Here is a 14,244-nt window from a genome sequence, read left to right as displayed (position 1 = left end):
ACCGTTATGCCGGCCGTCCGTGGAAATAGTTGTAAATTCTGCGGGCGGTATCGGCATTGATACCTGGAACCTTGGCAAGGTCGGTCAGCGAGGCACGTTCGATCGCTTTCAGCGTACCGAAATGATGAAGCAGCGCGCGTTTGCGCGTTGGGCCGATGCCCGGAATTTCCTGCAACCCACCCTCGCGAATATCGCGCTTGCGTCTTGCGCGATGCGAGCCAATAGCGAAACGGTGGGCCTCATCGCGCAGCCGCTCGACGAAATAGAGCAGGGGATCTCGCGGTGGTAGCCGGAACGGCTCGCGCCCCGGAATGAAGAACATCTCGCGTCCGGCATCGCGGTCGAGGCCCTTGGCAATCGCGACCAGTGGCACATCGGTGACACCGAGCGCGGCCAGTGTTTCGCGTGCTGCGGCAAGCTGGCCTTGACCGCCGTCGATCATGACGAGGTCAGGCCAGGGGGAATCTTCGCTGCGCGGCACTGCGCTCGATCCTGCAGCCAGCGATTCGGCCAGAGCATTGTTGCTTCCGCCATTACGCGGATGCTCGTTGAGCAGACGTTTGAATCGCCGCTCCAGCACCTCACGCATCATGCCGTAGTCATCGCCGGGCGTCAGATCCTCCGAACGGATGTTGAACTTGCGGTATTGGTTTTTCACAAAGCCTTCGGGCCCGGCGACGATCATGCCGCCGACGGCGTTCGAGCCCTGGATGTGGCTGTTGTCGTAGACCTCGATGCGGCGAGGCATGGCCGGAAGCTGGAATGTTTCGGCCAGCGATTTCAGCAAAATCTGCTGCGACGATGTTTCGGCAAGCTTGCGCGCCAGCGCCTCCCGCGCATTGGCGAGCGCGTGATCCATCACATCGCGTTTCTCGCCGCGCTTCGGTTTCTGGATCTCGACGTTGTAACCGCTCTTGGTCGACAGCGCTTTCGCCAGCAATTCGCGTTCGGACAATTCCTCCGAGACAAGGATGGTCCGCGGCACCGGTTTGTCATCGTAGAATTGCGCGATGAACGAGTTGAGCACTTCGTCCGGTGCGACGCCGCGATCGGCTTTCGGGAAGTAAGCGCGGTTGCCCCAGTTTTGTCCCGTGCGGAAGAAGAAGACCTGCACGCAATTGTACCCGCCGGCATGATGGATGGCGAACACGTCGGCATCCTCGACACCGCGCAGATTGACGCCCTGCTGCGACTGAATCGCCGACAAGGCCGCAAGGCGGTCGCGATAGATCGCGGCGCGCTCGAAATCGAGCGCATTCGACGATTTTTCCATTTCCGCCGCAAGCATTCCCTTCACCGCCGAACTCTTGCCGGAGAGGAATTCGCGCGCCTCGCGAACGAGCTCAGCGTAATCCTCCGGCGAGATCTCGCCGGTGCAGGGGCCGGAACAGCGCTTGATCTGATGCAACAGGCACGGCCGTGTGCGGCTTTCGAACACCGCATCGGAACAGGAGCGGATCAGGAATGCGCGTTGCAGCGCCGTGATCGTGCGGTTCACTGCCCAGACGGACGCGAACGGTCCGTAATAATCACCCACATGCGTGCGCGCGCCGCGGTGCTTGAGGATTTGCGGTGCCGGATGATCCCTGGTGATGACAATATAAGGAAACGACTTGTCGTCGCGCATCAGCACGTTGAAACGCGGCCGCAAACGCTTGATCAGGTTAGCTTCCAGCAACAGCGCTTCGGTTTCCGTGCGCGTCGAGACGAATTCGAGTGACGCCGTCGCGGCGATCATTCGCGCGATGCGCGTGTCATGTCCGGTCGGCCGCACATAGGAGGCCAGGCGCTTCTTGATGCTTTTGGCCTTGCCGACATAGAGCACGTCGCCGGCGGCATCGAGCATGCGGTAGACGCCCGCAGATGACGGCGCGTGCTTCAGATAGGAGGCAATGACCGTGCGGCCTGCGCCGGGCGAGGCAGAGTTGTCCGCCGTGCCCTCAAGCTCAGGCAGCGGCAGGCTCTGGTCCTCGTCCTCATCGGCGAGTTCGAGCTCAGGCTCGATATCGGTTTTCCGGCCATTCATGGGATGGCGCTAAATTGTCCATGACGGCTGCACCGCGCAAGCCTGTAAAAGATCGAAGGTTTGCCACGTTTCCGACCACGACAGCGGCTGAAGTATAGTCAACGTATTATTAAGTGGAACCAGCATATTTTAAGAGATTGTTAGTAATGCGCTTGGTAATCGTAAACGATTCATAATCGCTTAACTTAAAGATTGCGATAAATCCCACGCAGTTAATGCGGGATTTCGACCGCTGAGCGCCAAAAAATCGGCGCGAACCCGCACTCAAAGGTCGAAGCGTGGAGAGTAAAATGAAGAAGACGCTGCTCGGAGCCATCCTTGCTATTCTCTTGGCCGCCGCGCCCGGCCAAGCCAATGCCGCCGACCTGCAGCCCGGTTATCAGACCTATGCCCCGCCGCCGCCGGCCTTCCGGTGGACCGGCCCCTATCTCGGCGCCAACATCGGTTATCTCGGCGGCAGCATGTCCAACAATCCGACCGAGCCGTCCGGCGTCGTCGGCGGTCTGCAAGCGGGCTGGAACTGGCAGAACGGCAACTTCGTTTTCGGCGGTGAAGCCGATATCAATCTCTCTGGCGCTGAAGACGTCTTTGCGCCGTGGAAATTCTCAAATCCGTGGTTTGGCACCGTGCGCGGCCGCCTGGGCCTCGCCTACAATAACATTCTGTTCTACGGCACCGGCGGTCTCGCGTTCGGCGGCTTCGAGGCTGAGACCTTCGGCATGTCGGAAAGCAAGACGCATCTCGGCTGGACGGTCGGCGCTGGCGTCGAGTTCGCCCTGAACCCGGCCTGGTCGGCGAAGATCGAATACCTCTATCTCAATTACGCCGACCGCGCCTATTCGCTCACCGGCACCGACAATGGCTTCGATGGCAATCTCGTCCGCTTCGGTGTGAATTATCGGTTCTGAGAACCAGGCTCCGCGATCGTCCTGGATCAGGGAACAAAACCCCGGCGACATCGCCGGGGTTTTTCATTTCAGGTATGTCAGGGCTCGACCTTCGTCGCCGCAAAGGCTGGCACCTGCGCCGCAAAGCGATCGAGCCAGGCGACCAGTTTCGGATACGACTCGCGCCACACGCCTTTGAACCGCAGGTCCTGATAGCCAAGCGCGCAAGCCAGGGTGATTTGACCGACATTCGGCATTGGATCGAGTGCGGGCGGTGCGGCTTCGAGCGATGCGAAGGCGCGTGTGACTTTTTCGCTCTGGTAATCGAGCCACGGCTGATGATGGATCGCCTCCGGCCGGTACCGCACTTCGTAGACGCGCAGGATCGAGGCATCCATGATGCCATCGCACAGCGCCTGCAAACGCAAGGCGGCGAAGCGTGCCTCCGTATCGCGCGGGATGATGCGGCCGCCGCCGGCGAGATGATCGAGATATTCGACGATGACGCGAGAGTCGAACAGCGTCTCGCCGTTATCCAGAATGAGCGTCGGAATTTTTCCGAGCGGATTTTGCCGGCGAAGAATATCCGATGCATCGTTGGTGTCGGCCGGGACGATCTGGATGCGGTCCGACAACCCGAGCAGGCTGGCGGCGATCTTGACCTTTCGCCCGAATGGCGAAGGTGGCAGCGAACGAAGGATCATGGATGATATTCCGGGGGCTGATTCACGCTGCGTTGTATCAGACGCAGGGCATGGTTTTGCAATGCATAGCGCTACGGAATCTATCGGCGCTACCGGGGTGCGAAGCCGGAACGACAGTCTGCTTCGGGATCTTTACAAAAAAAGTTCTCAGGAGGTGCGGTGGCGATGGCTGCCGCACTGAGGTACGCAAGGCCTGCAGTCTTGACCGGACGCCTCGTGTTTAGCCGGTGATCACGAGGTTGACGGCCTTCGGTCCCTTGCCCTTTTTGTCGGGTTCGACGTCGAAGTTGATCCGTTGTCCTTCTGTCAGAGACTTCAGCCCGGCTTGTTCCACGGCGGTGATGTGAACAAACACATCACGGCCACCGTCATCCGGTTTGATAAAGCCATAACCACGCTCGCCATTAAAGAACTTGACGGTTCCCGTTTGAGCCATCGGGGAACTCCTTTCCCGCATTTGCTAAGCCGCCGTCCCCCACGGCGCGGCGGCTCGGCCGGACATTCACACACGGGGAAAGCGTCAGCCTTTCATGGGGCCTCGGTCACTCCGCCGGCCCCCCTAAGAGGGCGGAACGTCAAAGCCAGTTCGCAAGTAAAGACCAATGCCGGGCGGCTGAAAAGGGAAATACAGCAGAAAAGCGGCTTTAAGTTGCAGGAACCGGGCCGACGCGAAGGGTGGCTTTGTCGCCCGGCCAGAATATTTCGGCCAAGGCAGGCAGCAAAATTTTCGCTTCTTCTGCCAAAGTCCAGGGCGGGTTGATGACCATCAAACCTGTACCGCGCAGTTTACCGTCAGCGACGCCATCGCGAACGAGCTCGATACGCAACAGGTTGGCGATGCCGCTTTTCTCAAGCGTCCGGATGAAAGCTGCGATCTCGCGCAAATCCTTGATCGGATACCAGGCAAGAAAAATGCCGGTGCTCCATTTGCGGTGGGCCGCCGCGAGCGCGCCCGCCAACCGTTTGAGTTCGTCGCGTTCTTCGTAAGGCGGATCGATCAGGACAAGGCCGCGCTTTTCCTTCGGCGGGATATAGGCGTTGAGCGCAGTCCAACCGTCGATGGTCACGGCCTTGGCGAGCAGATCGTTGCGCAGATGGCGGGCGAGCGCCTGCGCCGCGCCACTCTCAAGCTCGCAGGCGATCAGCCGATCCTGCGGCCGCAGCCAGTGACGGACCAGAAGCGGTGAGCCGGGATAGATCGCAAGTCTCCCGTCCGGATTGAAGGCTGCGATCGCATTGCGATAGGGCGCCAGCAATTGCGCAACAATGGGAGTGAATTGGTGCGTCCAAATGCGGCCGATGCCGTCCTGCCATTCTCCGCCGCGGATCGCTTCATTGCCTTGCAGATTATAGCGGCCCGCTCCGGCATGTGTGTCGATCACGCGGAAGGCGGCATCCTTTTTCTGCAAATACAGGATGATGCGGGCCAGGATGGCGTGCTTGACGACATCGGCAAAATTACCCGCATGGAAGGCGTGTCGATAATTCATTGCGACCGATAACGGCCACGAAATTTATTCGCAACTCGTGTCCTGTCTCCAACGCTTCGTAGTCCTTGCAGCGACTTCTTGAGCGAAGCGTTGGAGACAAAGGACACTAGCAACTTTTTGATTCCAGTGCGGTTTTGTTTCTGACGTTTCGATGGAAGAGATGACCGCGAGGGTGATCGGAACGTCAGAAACACTGCACTAGCAGCGCCTCAGCCGCCACGCACCGGCGGCATGACCACCTTTTCACGGCGGCACGACCGGCGGTTGATTTCCGCGCAATCACGGAATTGCAGATCCTTGGACATGCAGATCCGGACTTCGCGGAGGCGATGCCGGTCGCATGTGACGGCAATTCCGTCGCGGGAAAGGCCTGGATTGGCATCGGCAAAGGCCTGTTCGACATCGTCCGGCGCGACCATCTTGTAGCCGGTGAGGTCGTGGAATTGCTCTGGAATTTTCACGGTCTCGCGCGCCTTGCGCACCAGGTCGAAATATTCCTGACCATCGAGGCCGGAGCAGGTGCCGTGCTTATCCCATTCATTGAACACCAGACGCGGGCTCGGCATCAGGTCGAGCATGGAATTGACGATGTTACGATTGAGGCGCGGCGCCGGCACCTGGCACTCGCGCGGAAAGCCGCGTTCATATTGCGGCCAGAGCCCATGGACGACGAACGAATAGGGGCGCTCACCACATTGCTGCTGATTTGAGCGGCCGCCATTCCGCTCGCGTGAAGATTCGCAGAAGGTGGGCGACCAGGACAGAGCGAGCACATAGAAATCGAATTGGCCGGGCTCCTGCCGACGGCTCTCGCGCCGGAAGCGGTCCTGCTGGAACTGGGTGAAGCGTTCCGGTGCCGAAACCTCACCAGCAGCGGCCCCTGGCTGCGCGTCCTGCGCGGACGCTGCAATGATGAGGATGAAAACGAACGCCAGGACAATGCCGACGCGGTAAGCAACTGCGACCATTGAAGCCCCCAGTACAAACGCCCGATACAAATTCGCGCAACCGTTCACCTCCACACGCTAGCGGGGCGCGCGGAACATTTCAAGAACAAAACAAAAATCGATCGGAGGGTATCCTAACGGCGTGTCCTTAACGCCGAATCATCAGATGGGTGGCCGCTAAGGCCGCATCATCCGGCAGGCAGGATTGTTGGCCCAGTTCCGGTCCAGCCCGACGACGCACCATTCCACATCCCAGGTTGCGCCGATCATGCCGAAATCCTCGCCGATCAGGTAGTGCACGGGCCGCCAGACGCCATCAGACAGCAAGGCCCGGCCTGAGCAGAAACGCCGCGGAATCGTGTCGGGATTCCACGAACGATTCCCGGTTTCGCGGACGGCGTCGAAATTTACGATCGTCAGGCCGGAATTCCAGAAACGGTATTCCTTGCCCGCGAAGCGGGATGCGATCTCTGCAAGGGCCATGGTGTTATCGCATTCCGGCAACTTGCCGGAATAACGGGGGCCGCTGAGCCAGAAATTCTTTTCGAGCCAATTGGCGGCCTGGGCGGGAGCTTGCGGCAAAGCCGACAGCATCGTTCCTAATGCGGCAATGACGAAAAGGCGACGTTTCATCGACATGGAGACCCCCATCCCCGGATTGTGCGGACGGTGCCGCTCCGCACGGTTCCGGTCAAGAGGTTCCGCGCTTCATCGAGGCCCGAACACACAAATCGTTGCCATGTGTGGCATCGACGCTCGCCAAAACGGCGTCTCCCGAGCCCCGCGGAACGAATCTGATCCGGGTTCGGTTGTCGTCCGTCAGGAGAGCCGAATGAAGACCGATCTGCGCCGCATGTTGATAGGGCGCGCCTGCATGGTGGGAACTGCGGCCATTCTGCTGCTTCATCCTATGGCTGCGCTGGCACAGGATAACGCGAAAGACCTTCCACGGCTTGAACTGACGGACGCGCAGAAACAGGCAATCTTGATCAGCGTGACCAACCAGAATTTCAAAAACGAGGCGCCGCCAAATTTTCAACCGGTGGTCGGCGCGGTGGTGCCGGAAAATGTCGTCCTGGAAGACATGCCGAAAACGATTATCGAGCTGGCGCCCAAGGTCGAAGCCTTCCGCCTGGCACGGGTGATCAATCAGGTCGTTATTGTCGATCCGCGGACACGCAGGGTTGTCGACGTCATTGCCAAAAGACCGTGATCACTGGTTCGACTTGCAGCCTCGGCGGAACGGCTTTGCAAACGATGCATTGTTCCTTGTGAATGAGCAACGCGTCTCGCAATGATTGCGAGGAGGATTCGATCATGAGCAAGTTCTCACATGTCCGCTGTGCCTTGCTTGCCGTCATGGCCATTCTGGCGATGACAAGTTTGGCCGCCGCTCAGGATACTGGACCCATCAAGCCGAGCCCGGCCGAGGCTGGTGCCGATCCCACGATGGCAAAGCCAGAGGGCTCCACGATCCCGGCGCTTGCTGGACCGCAAGCTGACAATCCGGAATCAACTGTTGGGCTTGCACCGCCCGAGCAGCCGATCAACAACGAGAAACCGAATGCCGCGGGTCAGGTCGTGCCGTCTTCACAGGAAACGGCGGCGCATAACGAGGCGATTTTTCGGCACGACCAACAGCCCATATTGAGCCATACATTCAATTTTACGGCCGAACAAAAACAGGCGATTGTCAATGCGATCGCGCAAGACAAAGACCCTAACGCCACCAAGGCTCCATTTGAAATTTCGGAAGCCATCGTGTTGCCGGCAACAGTCAAGCTCAATCCAATGCCGGACAGCATCGTCGCCGAAATGCCATGGATGAAGCCGTATCGTTACGTAAAGTTCGGCGAAAAGATTGTGATTGTTGATGCCAATTTGCGGTATGTCGCGGCAATTATCGAATAATTAAATCGCGCTATCGTAGCTGAAACGGTGACCGCACATCGTCGCCGTTTGGTGCTTGCGAACATCTCGCGATGTCAGTAAGTCCCCCAGCAAAACGGCACCGCTCCGCGGGCAAAATAACGGACGAAGGTTATGACCAATAAGAACGGTCTTCGGCTCCTCGGGTGGGCCTATGGGGTCTTGTATAGGGGGGCATTGAAGTGTCCTTTGTGCACTGCTTGTGATGGATCTTCAAGAGATCTTATTTAGTCCGCCCCGGTTTTCGGTCGTTCCGCAGCCAGTCGTCTCATTTTTGCAATGGCGGGTGATTTCACTGCATTGAATGGCTTTTCAGAGGGAGAGGACAGTATCTCGTCCTGCAACATCATCATCAAAAGCTGATGTTTGATGAATCGTGTCGAAGGCAATTTCAATTTACGTCCAAAACGCAAGATGATCATCGGTGATCCTCACACTAATATGGGGTCGGGACGTGAGAATTGCGATGAGTGCTGAGGCTAGGGGAATCAAATCAAAAGCCGTGAAAAACGAGCGGGGTCACACCACATGTAGTGAAGTGTTAGCGCGGCGCAGGTGGCGCTGGCATCCAGTGCGTCACGTAATCCGGATCAATCTGTTTCCTTTCACCCTTCTCCGTGTGATGAAACCATCTTCCGTCGTTTCGCCAGCAGTCGATGGTGCGGAAAGCGCTTCTTCGAGAAGAACGATTACGACGCCTATTCGGTCAACAGTATCACCGGCAAGAAGAGCGCTGATTGCGCGATCGACACCCAGTTTGGCGGCTGCCACGGCAAGATCGGGAATTGCCTGCCGATTACGCAGGGTGGAATTACACATTTCGGCTCTACCGTCCTCGAGCCGTGAACGGCAAGTAGAAGATGCCGAGGCGCAGCCTGCATCGTAGAAGGCATCAGCCTCGTCCGTTTATGCGCCCTATAAGGGAGTGTGCAGGAAGATTCGCTGGGTGCGCTGATGACGCTCAGCGTGTAAGCTCAGATGCCGATTGAGCGTGTGGAACGTTTCTCACGCCACCGCGTTGTTACTGTATCTCTGTCTGTAGTGAAATCGGAGTAACGCTGGCAGAAGACACTTTAGCGGTCCTCGGGCCGATAATAAGGTCTACCCAGGAGCCCGGTCGTTGGGATGGCCGGGCTTTCTGCATTCCGATCTGCTGACGGCGTGAAGCGGACATTCAGCGAGCCTCGCTTACAGAACTGTGAGCGTTACAGTCATCCCCAAACGCATTCGTGGGAAATCGGTAGAACAAGCTGTTCGAGTGCGTGTGGTGTCCATATCCGACTGGCAAGGGACCGACGGACGCTGACTTACTTGTAATTCGCGTTGGCTCTTCCGGTTCATTTCAAGAGAGCGACACTCTCCTTTAATACCTGCAGCTGCCGCTCAACATCAGAACACGGATGCCAGGTTGCGCGAAGCTGATCGGTTGTGTGCTGCTGACGTAGGATCTCGGCGTCTAATGCCGCGATGTGTTGACGAGTGCTTTCGGAGTGGTTTGGCATGACCGCTCTCCGCGGGATGCTCAGGCGGGAGTGCTTATGGTCTCTCAGCCACCGGCGCCTACAGGATCGGATCGCTGCTGGTGACGGGGCAGGTTGAGCCAACACTCGGCGGTTCGCGGATGCCGATTCAGCGCTACGCGCAAATCGCCGATGCGTGCTAAATGAAGATTGAAGGGCCAGCGAAGATAGCAAATGTGGTCGATGAATGCTCAGAATTTGATCGAGGAAGATCCATGCCTGGCGGCCTATCGTTGAAGTTGCTATATTGGAATGCGGGGCTCGTAAACGGAGGCTCCGATGCCCAGACAGGCTGACGATTACCGCGACCGCGCTGAAGACGCGCGAGCCCGCTCGAAAACAGCACATTCTCACGACGAAGGTCGCCTGCAGTTAAAGCGCCAGAAAGCGCTCAACGATCTAGCCGATATTGAAGACTGGCTTGACGGCGAAGGACGGAAGCGATTTCAACCGCCGGCGCGGGATTTAACTATCGATACAACTTCAGATCCAACAGTTAGCTGGATATAGCGCTGGGAAAATGAGGGCGGGGCAAGTGCGTAGCAACTGGTGCTGTTTATTTGGCCTGTGTCGGTAAGGAACATTGCTCGCTCTCAATTCTTATGGCCGTCTCCGACGGCAGGGAAATCGGAGTAGTGCCGTTAAGCGAGGCTCCGCTGAGGGCGATCTACTTCTTGGGATCTGGTGGCGACACGATCGTTTCCGAAGAACCGCTGTTCGCCCGTAAAACTGGCGAGCTCCGTGAGAACTCTGGCATGACCCTTGTCGAATTTACGGCCTTCCTTCGCGACGACCCAAAGGGTGCCTAGGTCCTTGCGCCCACATAAAGCGGAACGAGAAGACCTCAGGCACTGTAATGTTAGCCTCACGAATCCACTCATAGACCCTCTCAGGTCGCTCCATCAGGATGGCGTTGCGATTGTCGAGGCAAACGCCGCAAGGACTATGATCGCGCGGCGTAGTTGCGCCCTCAAAAACTGCCAACTTTCCCTGTAGCGCAAGCCAACGAAACACGGTCCCGTCGAGAACGCTGACACCTGCGGAATCGGCGTCGCAAATCTCCGGCGCCAGTTGAATCAGACGGGGTAAAACGTCCGAATGGTGGTTAGCCATAAGGCCTGCGAGGTCTTGAAGTGAGCTTTTCCCGAAAGTAATCGGGCGCGGAGGAGGCCTCCGCTCAAGCTGGTTTGTGATAAAAACCTCCGCAATGGCGGCAGGCATGTCCGTACGGGCCATTTGGTAACTCTAGCCGCAATCCAGCGCCTGTTGCACCTGCTTTTCAGTTCATCCGCCGCGTAGGACTTCGGCAAAAACGCGGCGCGCCTTTGGAGGTTTCGCCGCCCACGACTAAGGCGCGACTGGCACACCGGTTGGTCGCGCCATACGACGCATTATACGACCCATGGTTCCAATGGGATGCCGATTGATCTGAGGAAAAGGTTCCCGCGCTTTCTCCGATTAAGCACCGGAGACCCCCACGGTGTCGATTTTCCACGATCACTGGAAACGTCTCACGATCTCGGACCGAGTGTCTGGTGCCGCACGTCCAAGACCTTGTCGGGTCCCGCTGGCGGCGCATGAAAGCAGTCCGACATCGGCCACCTTGAAAGAATGCCCTCGGCTCAAACGCGTTTCGACGCTCGCTTCTTCCCCTTCTTGGGAGTCGGGGTCTCTTTCGCGGCCAGAGCCGCGGCTTAGGCGAAGTGGACGAGATTGAGCGCTGGCAGGGGGCCGCCGGGAAACTGCACGAGGCGAGCCCCAATGGCGAGCGGGCCGAGATCGATACCGGAGAAGCCCAGCCGATCGATGAGCGCGCGGACCTCGGCCTTGGCCGCCGCATCATCGCCTGAGTAGAACAGCACCCGGCGACCGCCCTCGGCACGTGGATCGCCGGAAAGCAGATGCGGCTGAAGGTGATTGAAGGCCTTCACAACGCGTGCGCCGGGCACAAGACCGCCGAACACTTCGCTCGAGGTACGCCCGCTGAGCTCCGCAGGTTTGAACAGCGGACCTTCAATCGAGTTGTTCGCGTCGATGACAATCCGGCCGGCGAAATCCGGCAGGCCCGCGAGCGCGCCCGGGAGCTTCGACCAATTGATAGCAACGAGAACGATGTCCTTGGACGCCACTTCTTCGCGCGCGCCGGCGGTGATGCCTGGGCCAAGTTCGCGAACGAGTGCCGCGAGTGTTTCCGGGCCGCGGCTGTTGACGATGGTGGCGCCGATGCCGTTCTTTGCAAGCGCGCTGGCGAACGCCTGACCGATATTGCCTGCGCCGAGAATGCCGATGCTTTTCATGATACGTATCCTTTGTTTTGCGTTGGAGTTCGATTGGATCAGGCGGTAAGGCCACCGTCGGCGACGATGTCGGCGCCGGTGACGAACGCGGCCTCGGGGCTTGCGAGGAAGGCGACGACACTCGCAATCTCATGCGGCTGGCCGTAACGGCCAATGGCCATGCCGGGGCCAACGATCTTGGAAACCGGGCCGCCGTCCGGGTTCATGTCGGTATCGGTCGGACCGGGGTGCACCGTGTTGACGGTGATGCCGCGCGGGCCGAGATCACGCACGAGGCTGCGGTTGAAGCCGGTGATCGCTCCCTTGGTGAGCGTATAGAGAGAGGCCTGCGGGAAGGCGGCGTAGCGTGTCATGGACGAGCCGATGTGGATGATGCGCCCACCGGCCTTCATATGACGGACAGCTTCTTGCGTCGCGACGAATACGCCCGTCACGTTGACGGCGATCATGCGCTCGTAGGTCTCGAACGGGATCTCGTCGATCGGTCCCCCGAGACCAAGCCCGGCGTTGTTCACGAGAATGTCGATCGTGCCGAACGTCTCGACTGTCTTGCGTATGGCCGCGCGCACGGCCTCCGGATTGCCGGCGTCGGCTTCGATGGCGACGGCACGGCCGCCAGCTGCAGCGATCGCGGCAACGATCTGCTCGGCTTTCTCCGGCGAGGCGCTGTAGGTGAGTGCAACAGCAGCACCATCGGCTGCGAGACGCTTGGCGATGGCGGCGCCGATCGAGCGCGAGCCGCCGGTCACGAGGGCGACTTTGCCGGCGAGGGATTGGGAGGTGTTGGACATGGCATATCCTTTCAGTGTCGAGTTGGTGGTTGGGGAGGTCCGCTGCGTGCCTCAGCGCTCACCGCGAAGTTGCGCCAGGAGCCCGGCGCCGTCTGCGACGGTCCAGTGGTCGGTGATCTGCCCGTTGCATGATGTCCATCACCGAGAAGCGGGTGACGCGCCTGGTCGGTGCGATGCCGAGGAAAGAGCCGAGATGCGTGCCGTGATGGGTCTTGTGCGTGTGGACGAGATCGCCTTCGGCAATCTGGTGATGAACCTCAGCGCGCCAGTAAGGCACGGCGGCCCATAGCCGCTGTTCCAAGGCTGAAATCGTGTGCTGTGAGGGCCATGTGCTTCGCTCCAAGTTGTCCTGGAACGAAGATGCTCCGAACACGATCATGGCAGCTTCACGCCGCCCTTCAGCGCGATCTGTTCGGTGATCGCCCAGAGCTTTGCCGCGTCGATGGGATCGAGCGACAGCGGCTCGGGATGATAGCGCTTGGGATTGCGCAGGACTGCGCCGTTGGCATCTGCGGCCGAGGCTTCCGTCAGGAGCTTTACCCAGCCTTGCGGCGGCCGAGTTCGATCGCAGTCGCCCGGCCGATGCCGCTCGAACCGCCGAAGAAGACGAAGTTGGCATTTTCAACTGAACGCTCGGTCATGGTGATGCTCAATATCCGGTTCAGAGCAACACGAGCGGATTGAAGGGCTCGGCCGGGGCGAACTCGTTCTTCCAGGCGCGTTTGTGGATGTCCCAGGGCGACGCGCCGGCGTTGCGGGCCTCGATCATCTTGTCGGGATCAACATCGACACCGAGCGGCTTGCGGACGAAATCGGGCGAGTTCTGCATGTGCTCGGATCGAGGACCAGTTGTCGCGGTAATCGCCGAAATTACTGACGCCGAGCTCGACATTGTTGCGGTCAGGATCGTCGTAATAGAAGGCGGTCTGCGCGCCTTCATTGACCGCCAGCACCGGCACGATGCCGAGCGCCTTCAGCCGGGCATAGGTGCCAAGCAGGTCGTCGAGCGTGCGATACTCGAAGGCGATGTGCTGAAGCCGCGTGTGCTTTGACCGGTCTTTGTCGAATTCGAGGCCGGGAATTTCAACCACGGCGATCCGGTGATTGGCGGCATCATTGCTGAACCAGCCGGCCCGGACCTTGAAGCCGCTCTCCGGCGCACCGATTGGATTGCCGGACAGATAGACCAGCCGTGTGCAGAGCACCACACGATACCATTCCGCCAGACGGTCGAGATTGGCTGTCGTCAGACCGATGTGCTGCAGCCTGGGATGGATGATGGCTTCGTCATTCAGCATGGTTGACCAGCCCCCAGTTGGTGGTCCGATCTGAATGTTAGTTTATAGATTTCATTTTGACCATCTGATGTGGGGCTGACTAGGCGAAGACCTCCGGTGCCGGCGGTCGATATCCGAGCGAAGAATGCGGGGGCGCGGGCTGGATCACCTTCGATCCGACGAAACGCAGCGTCGGCGGCGTCAATCTGATTCCCATCGCAGTGGGACGAGACATCCGGCAGGTGACTCCCGTAGCCGGCAGCTTCGTGGGGATGAGCGATGCCTTCCTTGGCATGGCGGTCGAAATTCGTGTCATTTCGATGAGGCATCAGGCGACGTTCCGCCGATCAGAACAAGAATGGAAATTGTCGTGAGG

General features: G+C 59.1%; 16 protein-coding genes and 1 pseudogene. 5 read left to right on the top strand and 12 right to left on the bottom strand.

Going from position 1 to position 14,244, the window contains the following annotated elements; translation table 11 throughout:
• Window positions 1-4 precede the first annotated feature (4 nt).
• Window positions 5-2,026, bottom strand: a complete 2,022-nt coding sequence (uvrC, locus tag CAK95_RS01630; protein ID WP_086086240.1) for an excinuclease ABC subunit UvrC — start codon at window positions 2,024-2,026, stop codon at window positions 5-7.
• A gap of 290 nt (window positions 2,027-2,316) precedes the next feature.
• Between uvrC and CAK95_RS01625 the strand changes: the two genes are divergently transcribed.
• Window positions 2,317-2,934 carry an outer membrane protein gene (locus CAK95_RS01625; RefSeq protein WP_086086239.1) on the top strand — a complete coding sequence of 206 codons (618 nt, stop codon included), beginning with the start codon at window positions 2,317-2,319 and terminating at the stop codon, window positions 2,932-2,934.
• 77 nt (window positions 2,935-3,011) lie between these two features.
• On the opposite strand, the gene CAK95_RS01620 is transcribed toward CAK95_RS01625, so the two are convergent.
• The 5 genes from CAK95_RS01620 to CAK95_RS01600 form a co-directional block, all read right to left on the bottom strand.
• On the bottom strand, window positions 3,012-3,617 hold the full coding sequence (locus CAK95_RS01620; protein WP_086086238.1) for a glutathione S-transferase family protein: 606 nt from the start codon (window positions 3,615-3,617) through the stop codon (window positions 3,012-3,014).
• 220 nt (window positions 3,618-3,837) lie between these two features.
• On the bottom strand, window positions 3,838-4,053 hold the full coding sequence (locus tag CAK95_RS01615; protein WP_086086237.1) for a cold-shock protein: 216 nt from the start codon (window positions 4,051-4,053) through the stop codon (window positions 3,838-3,840).
• A gap of 208 nt (window positions 4,054-4,261) precedes the next feature.
• A complete protein-coding gene (locus CAK95_RS01610; RefSeq protein ID WP_086086236.1) occupies window positions 4,262-5,107 on the bottom strand; it encodes a 23S rRNA (adenine(2030)-N(6))-methyltransferase RlmJ in 846 nt (281 codons plus the stop codon).
• A gap of 209 nt (window positions 5,108-5,316) precedes the next feature.
• Window positions 5,317-6,075, bottom strand: coding sequence for a ribonuclease T2 family protein (locus CAK95_RS01605; RefSeq protein ID WP_086086235.1), 759 nt, complete (start codon window positions 6,073-6,075; stop codon window positions 5,317-5,319).
• 156 nt (window positions 6,076-6,231) lie between these two features.
• Window positions 6,232-6,693 carry a hypothetical protein gene (locus CAK95_RS01600; protein WP_086091130.1) on the bottom strand — a complete coding sequence of 154 codons (462 nt, stop codon included), beginning with the start codon at window positions 6,691-6,693 and terminating at the stop codon, window positions 6,232-6,234.
• Between the two features lie 193 nt (window positions 6,694-6,886).
• On the opposite strand from CAK95_RS01600, the gene CAK95_RS28975 reads away from it, so the two are divergent.
• Both CAK95_RS28975 and CAK95_RS01590 read left to right on the top strand, forming a co-directional pair.
• Window positions 6,887-7,267: a DUF1236 domain-containing protein gene (locus CAK95_RS28975; protein WP_157699497.1), complete on the top strand. Its 381-nt coding sequence runs from the start codon at window positions 6,887-6,889 to the stop codon at window positions 7,265-7,267.
• A 146-nt stretch (window positions 7,268-7,413) separates the two neighbouring features.
• Window positions 7,414-7,965 (top strand): DUF1236 domain-containing protein, encoded by a 552-nt coding sequence (locus CAK95_RS01590; RefSeq protein ID WP_157699496.1) that lies wholly within the window; start codon window positions 7,414-7,416, stop codon window positions 7,963-7,965.
• 245 nt (window positions 7,966-8,210) lie between these two features.
• On the opposite strand, the gene CAK95_RS01585 is transcribed toward CAK95_RS01590, so the two are convergent.
• The gene (locus CAK95_RS01585; protein ID WP_086086233.1) at window positions 8,211-8,405 is read right to left on the bottom strand and encodes a hypothetical protein; all 195 of its coding nucleotides are present in this window, start codon (window positions 8,403-8,405) and stop codon (window positions 8,211-8,213) included.
• Between the two features lie 119 nt (window positions 8,406-8,524).
• A complete protein-coding gene (locus tag CAK95_RS30370) occupies window positions 8,525-8,641 on the bottom strand; it encodes a hypothetical protein (protein WP_120265443.1) in 117 nt (38 codons plus the stop codon).
• Window positions 8,642-9,782: 1,141 nt separating this feature from the next.
• On the opposite strand from CAK95_RS30370, the gene CAK95_RS28965 reads away from it, so the two are divergent.
• Window positions 9,783-10,013, top strand: a complete 231-nt coding sequence (locus CAK95_RS28965; RefSeq protein ID WP_147413705.1) for a hypothetical protein — start codon at window positions 9,783-9,785, stop codon at window positions 10,011-10,013.
• Between the two features lie 1,184 nt (window positions 10,014-11,197).
• Here CAK95_RS28965 and CAK95_RS01570 read toward each other — a convergent pair.
• The 4 genes from CAK95_RS01570 to CAK95_RS01555 all read right to left on the bottom strand — a co-directional run bounded on the left by CAK95_RS01570 (window position 11,198) and on the right by CAK95_RS01555 (window position 13,889).
• Window positions 11,198-11,800 carry an NADPH-dependent F420 reductase gene (locus CAK95_RS01570; RefSeq protein WP_086086230.1) on the bottom strand — a complete coding sequence of 201 codons (603 nt, stop codon included), beginning with the start codon at window positions 11,798-11,800 and terminating at the stop codon, window positions 11,198-11,200.
• 38 nt (window positions 11,801-11,838) lie between these two features.
• A complete protein-coding gene (locus CAK95_RS01565) occupies window positions 11,839-12,591 on the bottom strand; it encodes a 3-oxoacyl-ACP reductase family protein (protein WP_086086229.1) in 753 nt (250 codons plus the stop codon).
• Between the two features lie 58 nt (window positions 12,592-12,649).
• Complete coding sequence (locus tag CAK95_RS28960) at window positions 12,650-12,970, bottom strand: ester cyclase (protein WP_157699495.1); 321 nt, start codon at window positions 12,968-12,970, stop codon at window positions 12,650-12,652.
• 400 nt (window positions 12,971-13,370) lie between these two features.
• Window positions 13,371-13,889, bottom strand: a complete 519-nt coding sequence (locus CAK95_RS01555; protein WP_086086227.1) for a VOC family protein — start codon at window positions 13,887-13,889, stop codon at window positions 13,371-13,373.
• A 131-nt stretch (window positions 13,890-14,020) separates the two neighbouring features.
• Here CAK95_RS01555 and CAK95_RS29770 point away from each other — a divergent pair.
• Window positions 14,021-14,242 (top strand): annotated as a pseudogene (locus tag CAK95_RS29770) (transglutaminase family protein); the annotation flags it as partial.
• Window positions 14,243-14,244 lie beyond the last annotated feature (2 nt).

Origin of the sequence: Pseudorhodoplanes sinuspersici (assembly GCF_002119765.1) — a bacterium.
GTDB classification, from domain to species: domain Bacteria; phylum Pseudomonadota; class Alphaproteobacteria; order Rhizobiales; family Xanthobacteraceae; genus Pseudorhodoplanes; species Pseudorhodoplanes sinuspersici.
The sequence above is the reverse complement of the archived record's forward strand: the minus strand, read 5'-3'. Positions and strand labels throughout refer to the sequence as shown.

Bases quoted from the DNA above. Each gene is read 5' to 3' on its own strand.
- uvrC (WP_086086240.1), bottom strand. From the start codon at position 2,026: ATGAATGGCCGGAAAACCGATATCGAGCCTGAGCTCGAACTCGCCGAT.
- CAK95_RS01625 (WP_086086239.1), top strand. From the start codon at position 2,317: ATGAAGAAGACGCTGCTCGGAGCCATCCTTGCTATTCTCTTGGCCGCC.
- CAK95_RS01620 (WP_086086238.1), bottom strand. From the start codon at position 3,617: ATGATCCTTCGTTCGCTGCCACCTTCGCCATTCGGGCGAAAGGTCAAG.
- CAK95_RS01615 (WP_086086237.1), bottom strand. From the start codon at position 4,053: ATGGCTCAAACGGGAACCGTCAAGTTCTTTAATGGCGAGCGTGGTTAT.
- CAK95_RS01610 (WP_086086236.1), bottom strand. From the start codon at position 5,107: ATGAATTATCGACACGCCTTCCATGCGGGTAATTTTGCCGATGTCGTC.
- CAK95_RS01605 (WP_086086235.1), bottom strand. From the start codon at position 6,075: ATGGTCGCAGTTGCTTACCGCGTCGGCATTGTCCTGGCGTTCGTTTTC.
- CAK95_RS01600 (WP_086091130.1), bottom strand. From the start codon at position 6,693: ATGTCGATGAAACGTCGCCTTTTCGTCATTGCCGCATTAGGAACGATG.
- CAK95_RS28975 (WP_157699497.1), top strand. From the start codon at position 6,887: ATGAAGACCGATCTGCGCCGCATGTTGATAGGGCGCGCCTGCATGGTG.
- CAK95_RS01590 (WP_157699496.1), top strand. From the start codon at position 7,414: ATGGCCATTCTGGCGATGACAAGTTTGGCCGCCGCTCAGGATACTGGA.
- CAK95_RS01585 (WP_086086233.1), bottom strand. From the start codon at position 8,405: ATGATCATCTTGCGTTTTGGACGTAAATTGAAATTGCCTTCGACACGA.
- CAK95_RS28965 (WP_147413705.1), top strand. From the start codon at position 9,783: ATGCCCAGACAGGCTGACGATTACCGCGACCGCGCTGAAGACGCGCGA.
- CAK95_RS01570 (WP_086086230.1), bottom strand. From the start codon at position 11,800: ATGAAAAGCATCGGCATTCTCGGCGCAGGCAATATCGGTCAGGCGTTC.
- CAK95_RS01565 (WP_086086229.1), bottom strand. From the start codon at position 12,591: ATGTCCAACACCTCCCAATCCCTCGCCGGCAAAGTCGCCCTCGTGACC.
- CAK95_RS28960 (WP_157699495.1), bottom strand. From the start codon at position 12,970: ATGATCGTGTTCGGAGCATCTTCGTTCCAGGACAACTTGGAGCGAAGC.
- CAK95_RS01555 (WP_086086227.1), bottom strand. From the start codon at position 13,889: ATGCTGAATGACGAAGCCATCATCCATCCCAGGCTGCAGCACATCGGT.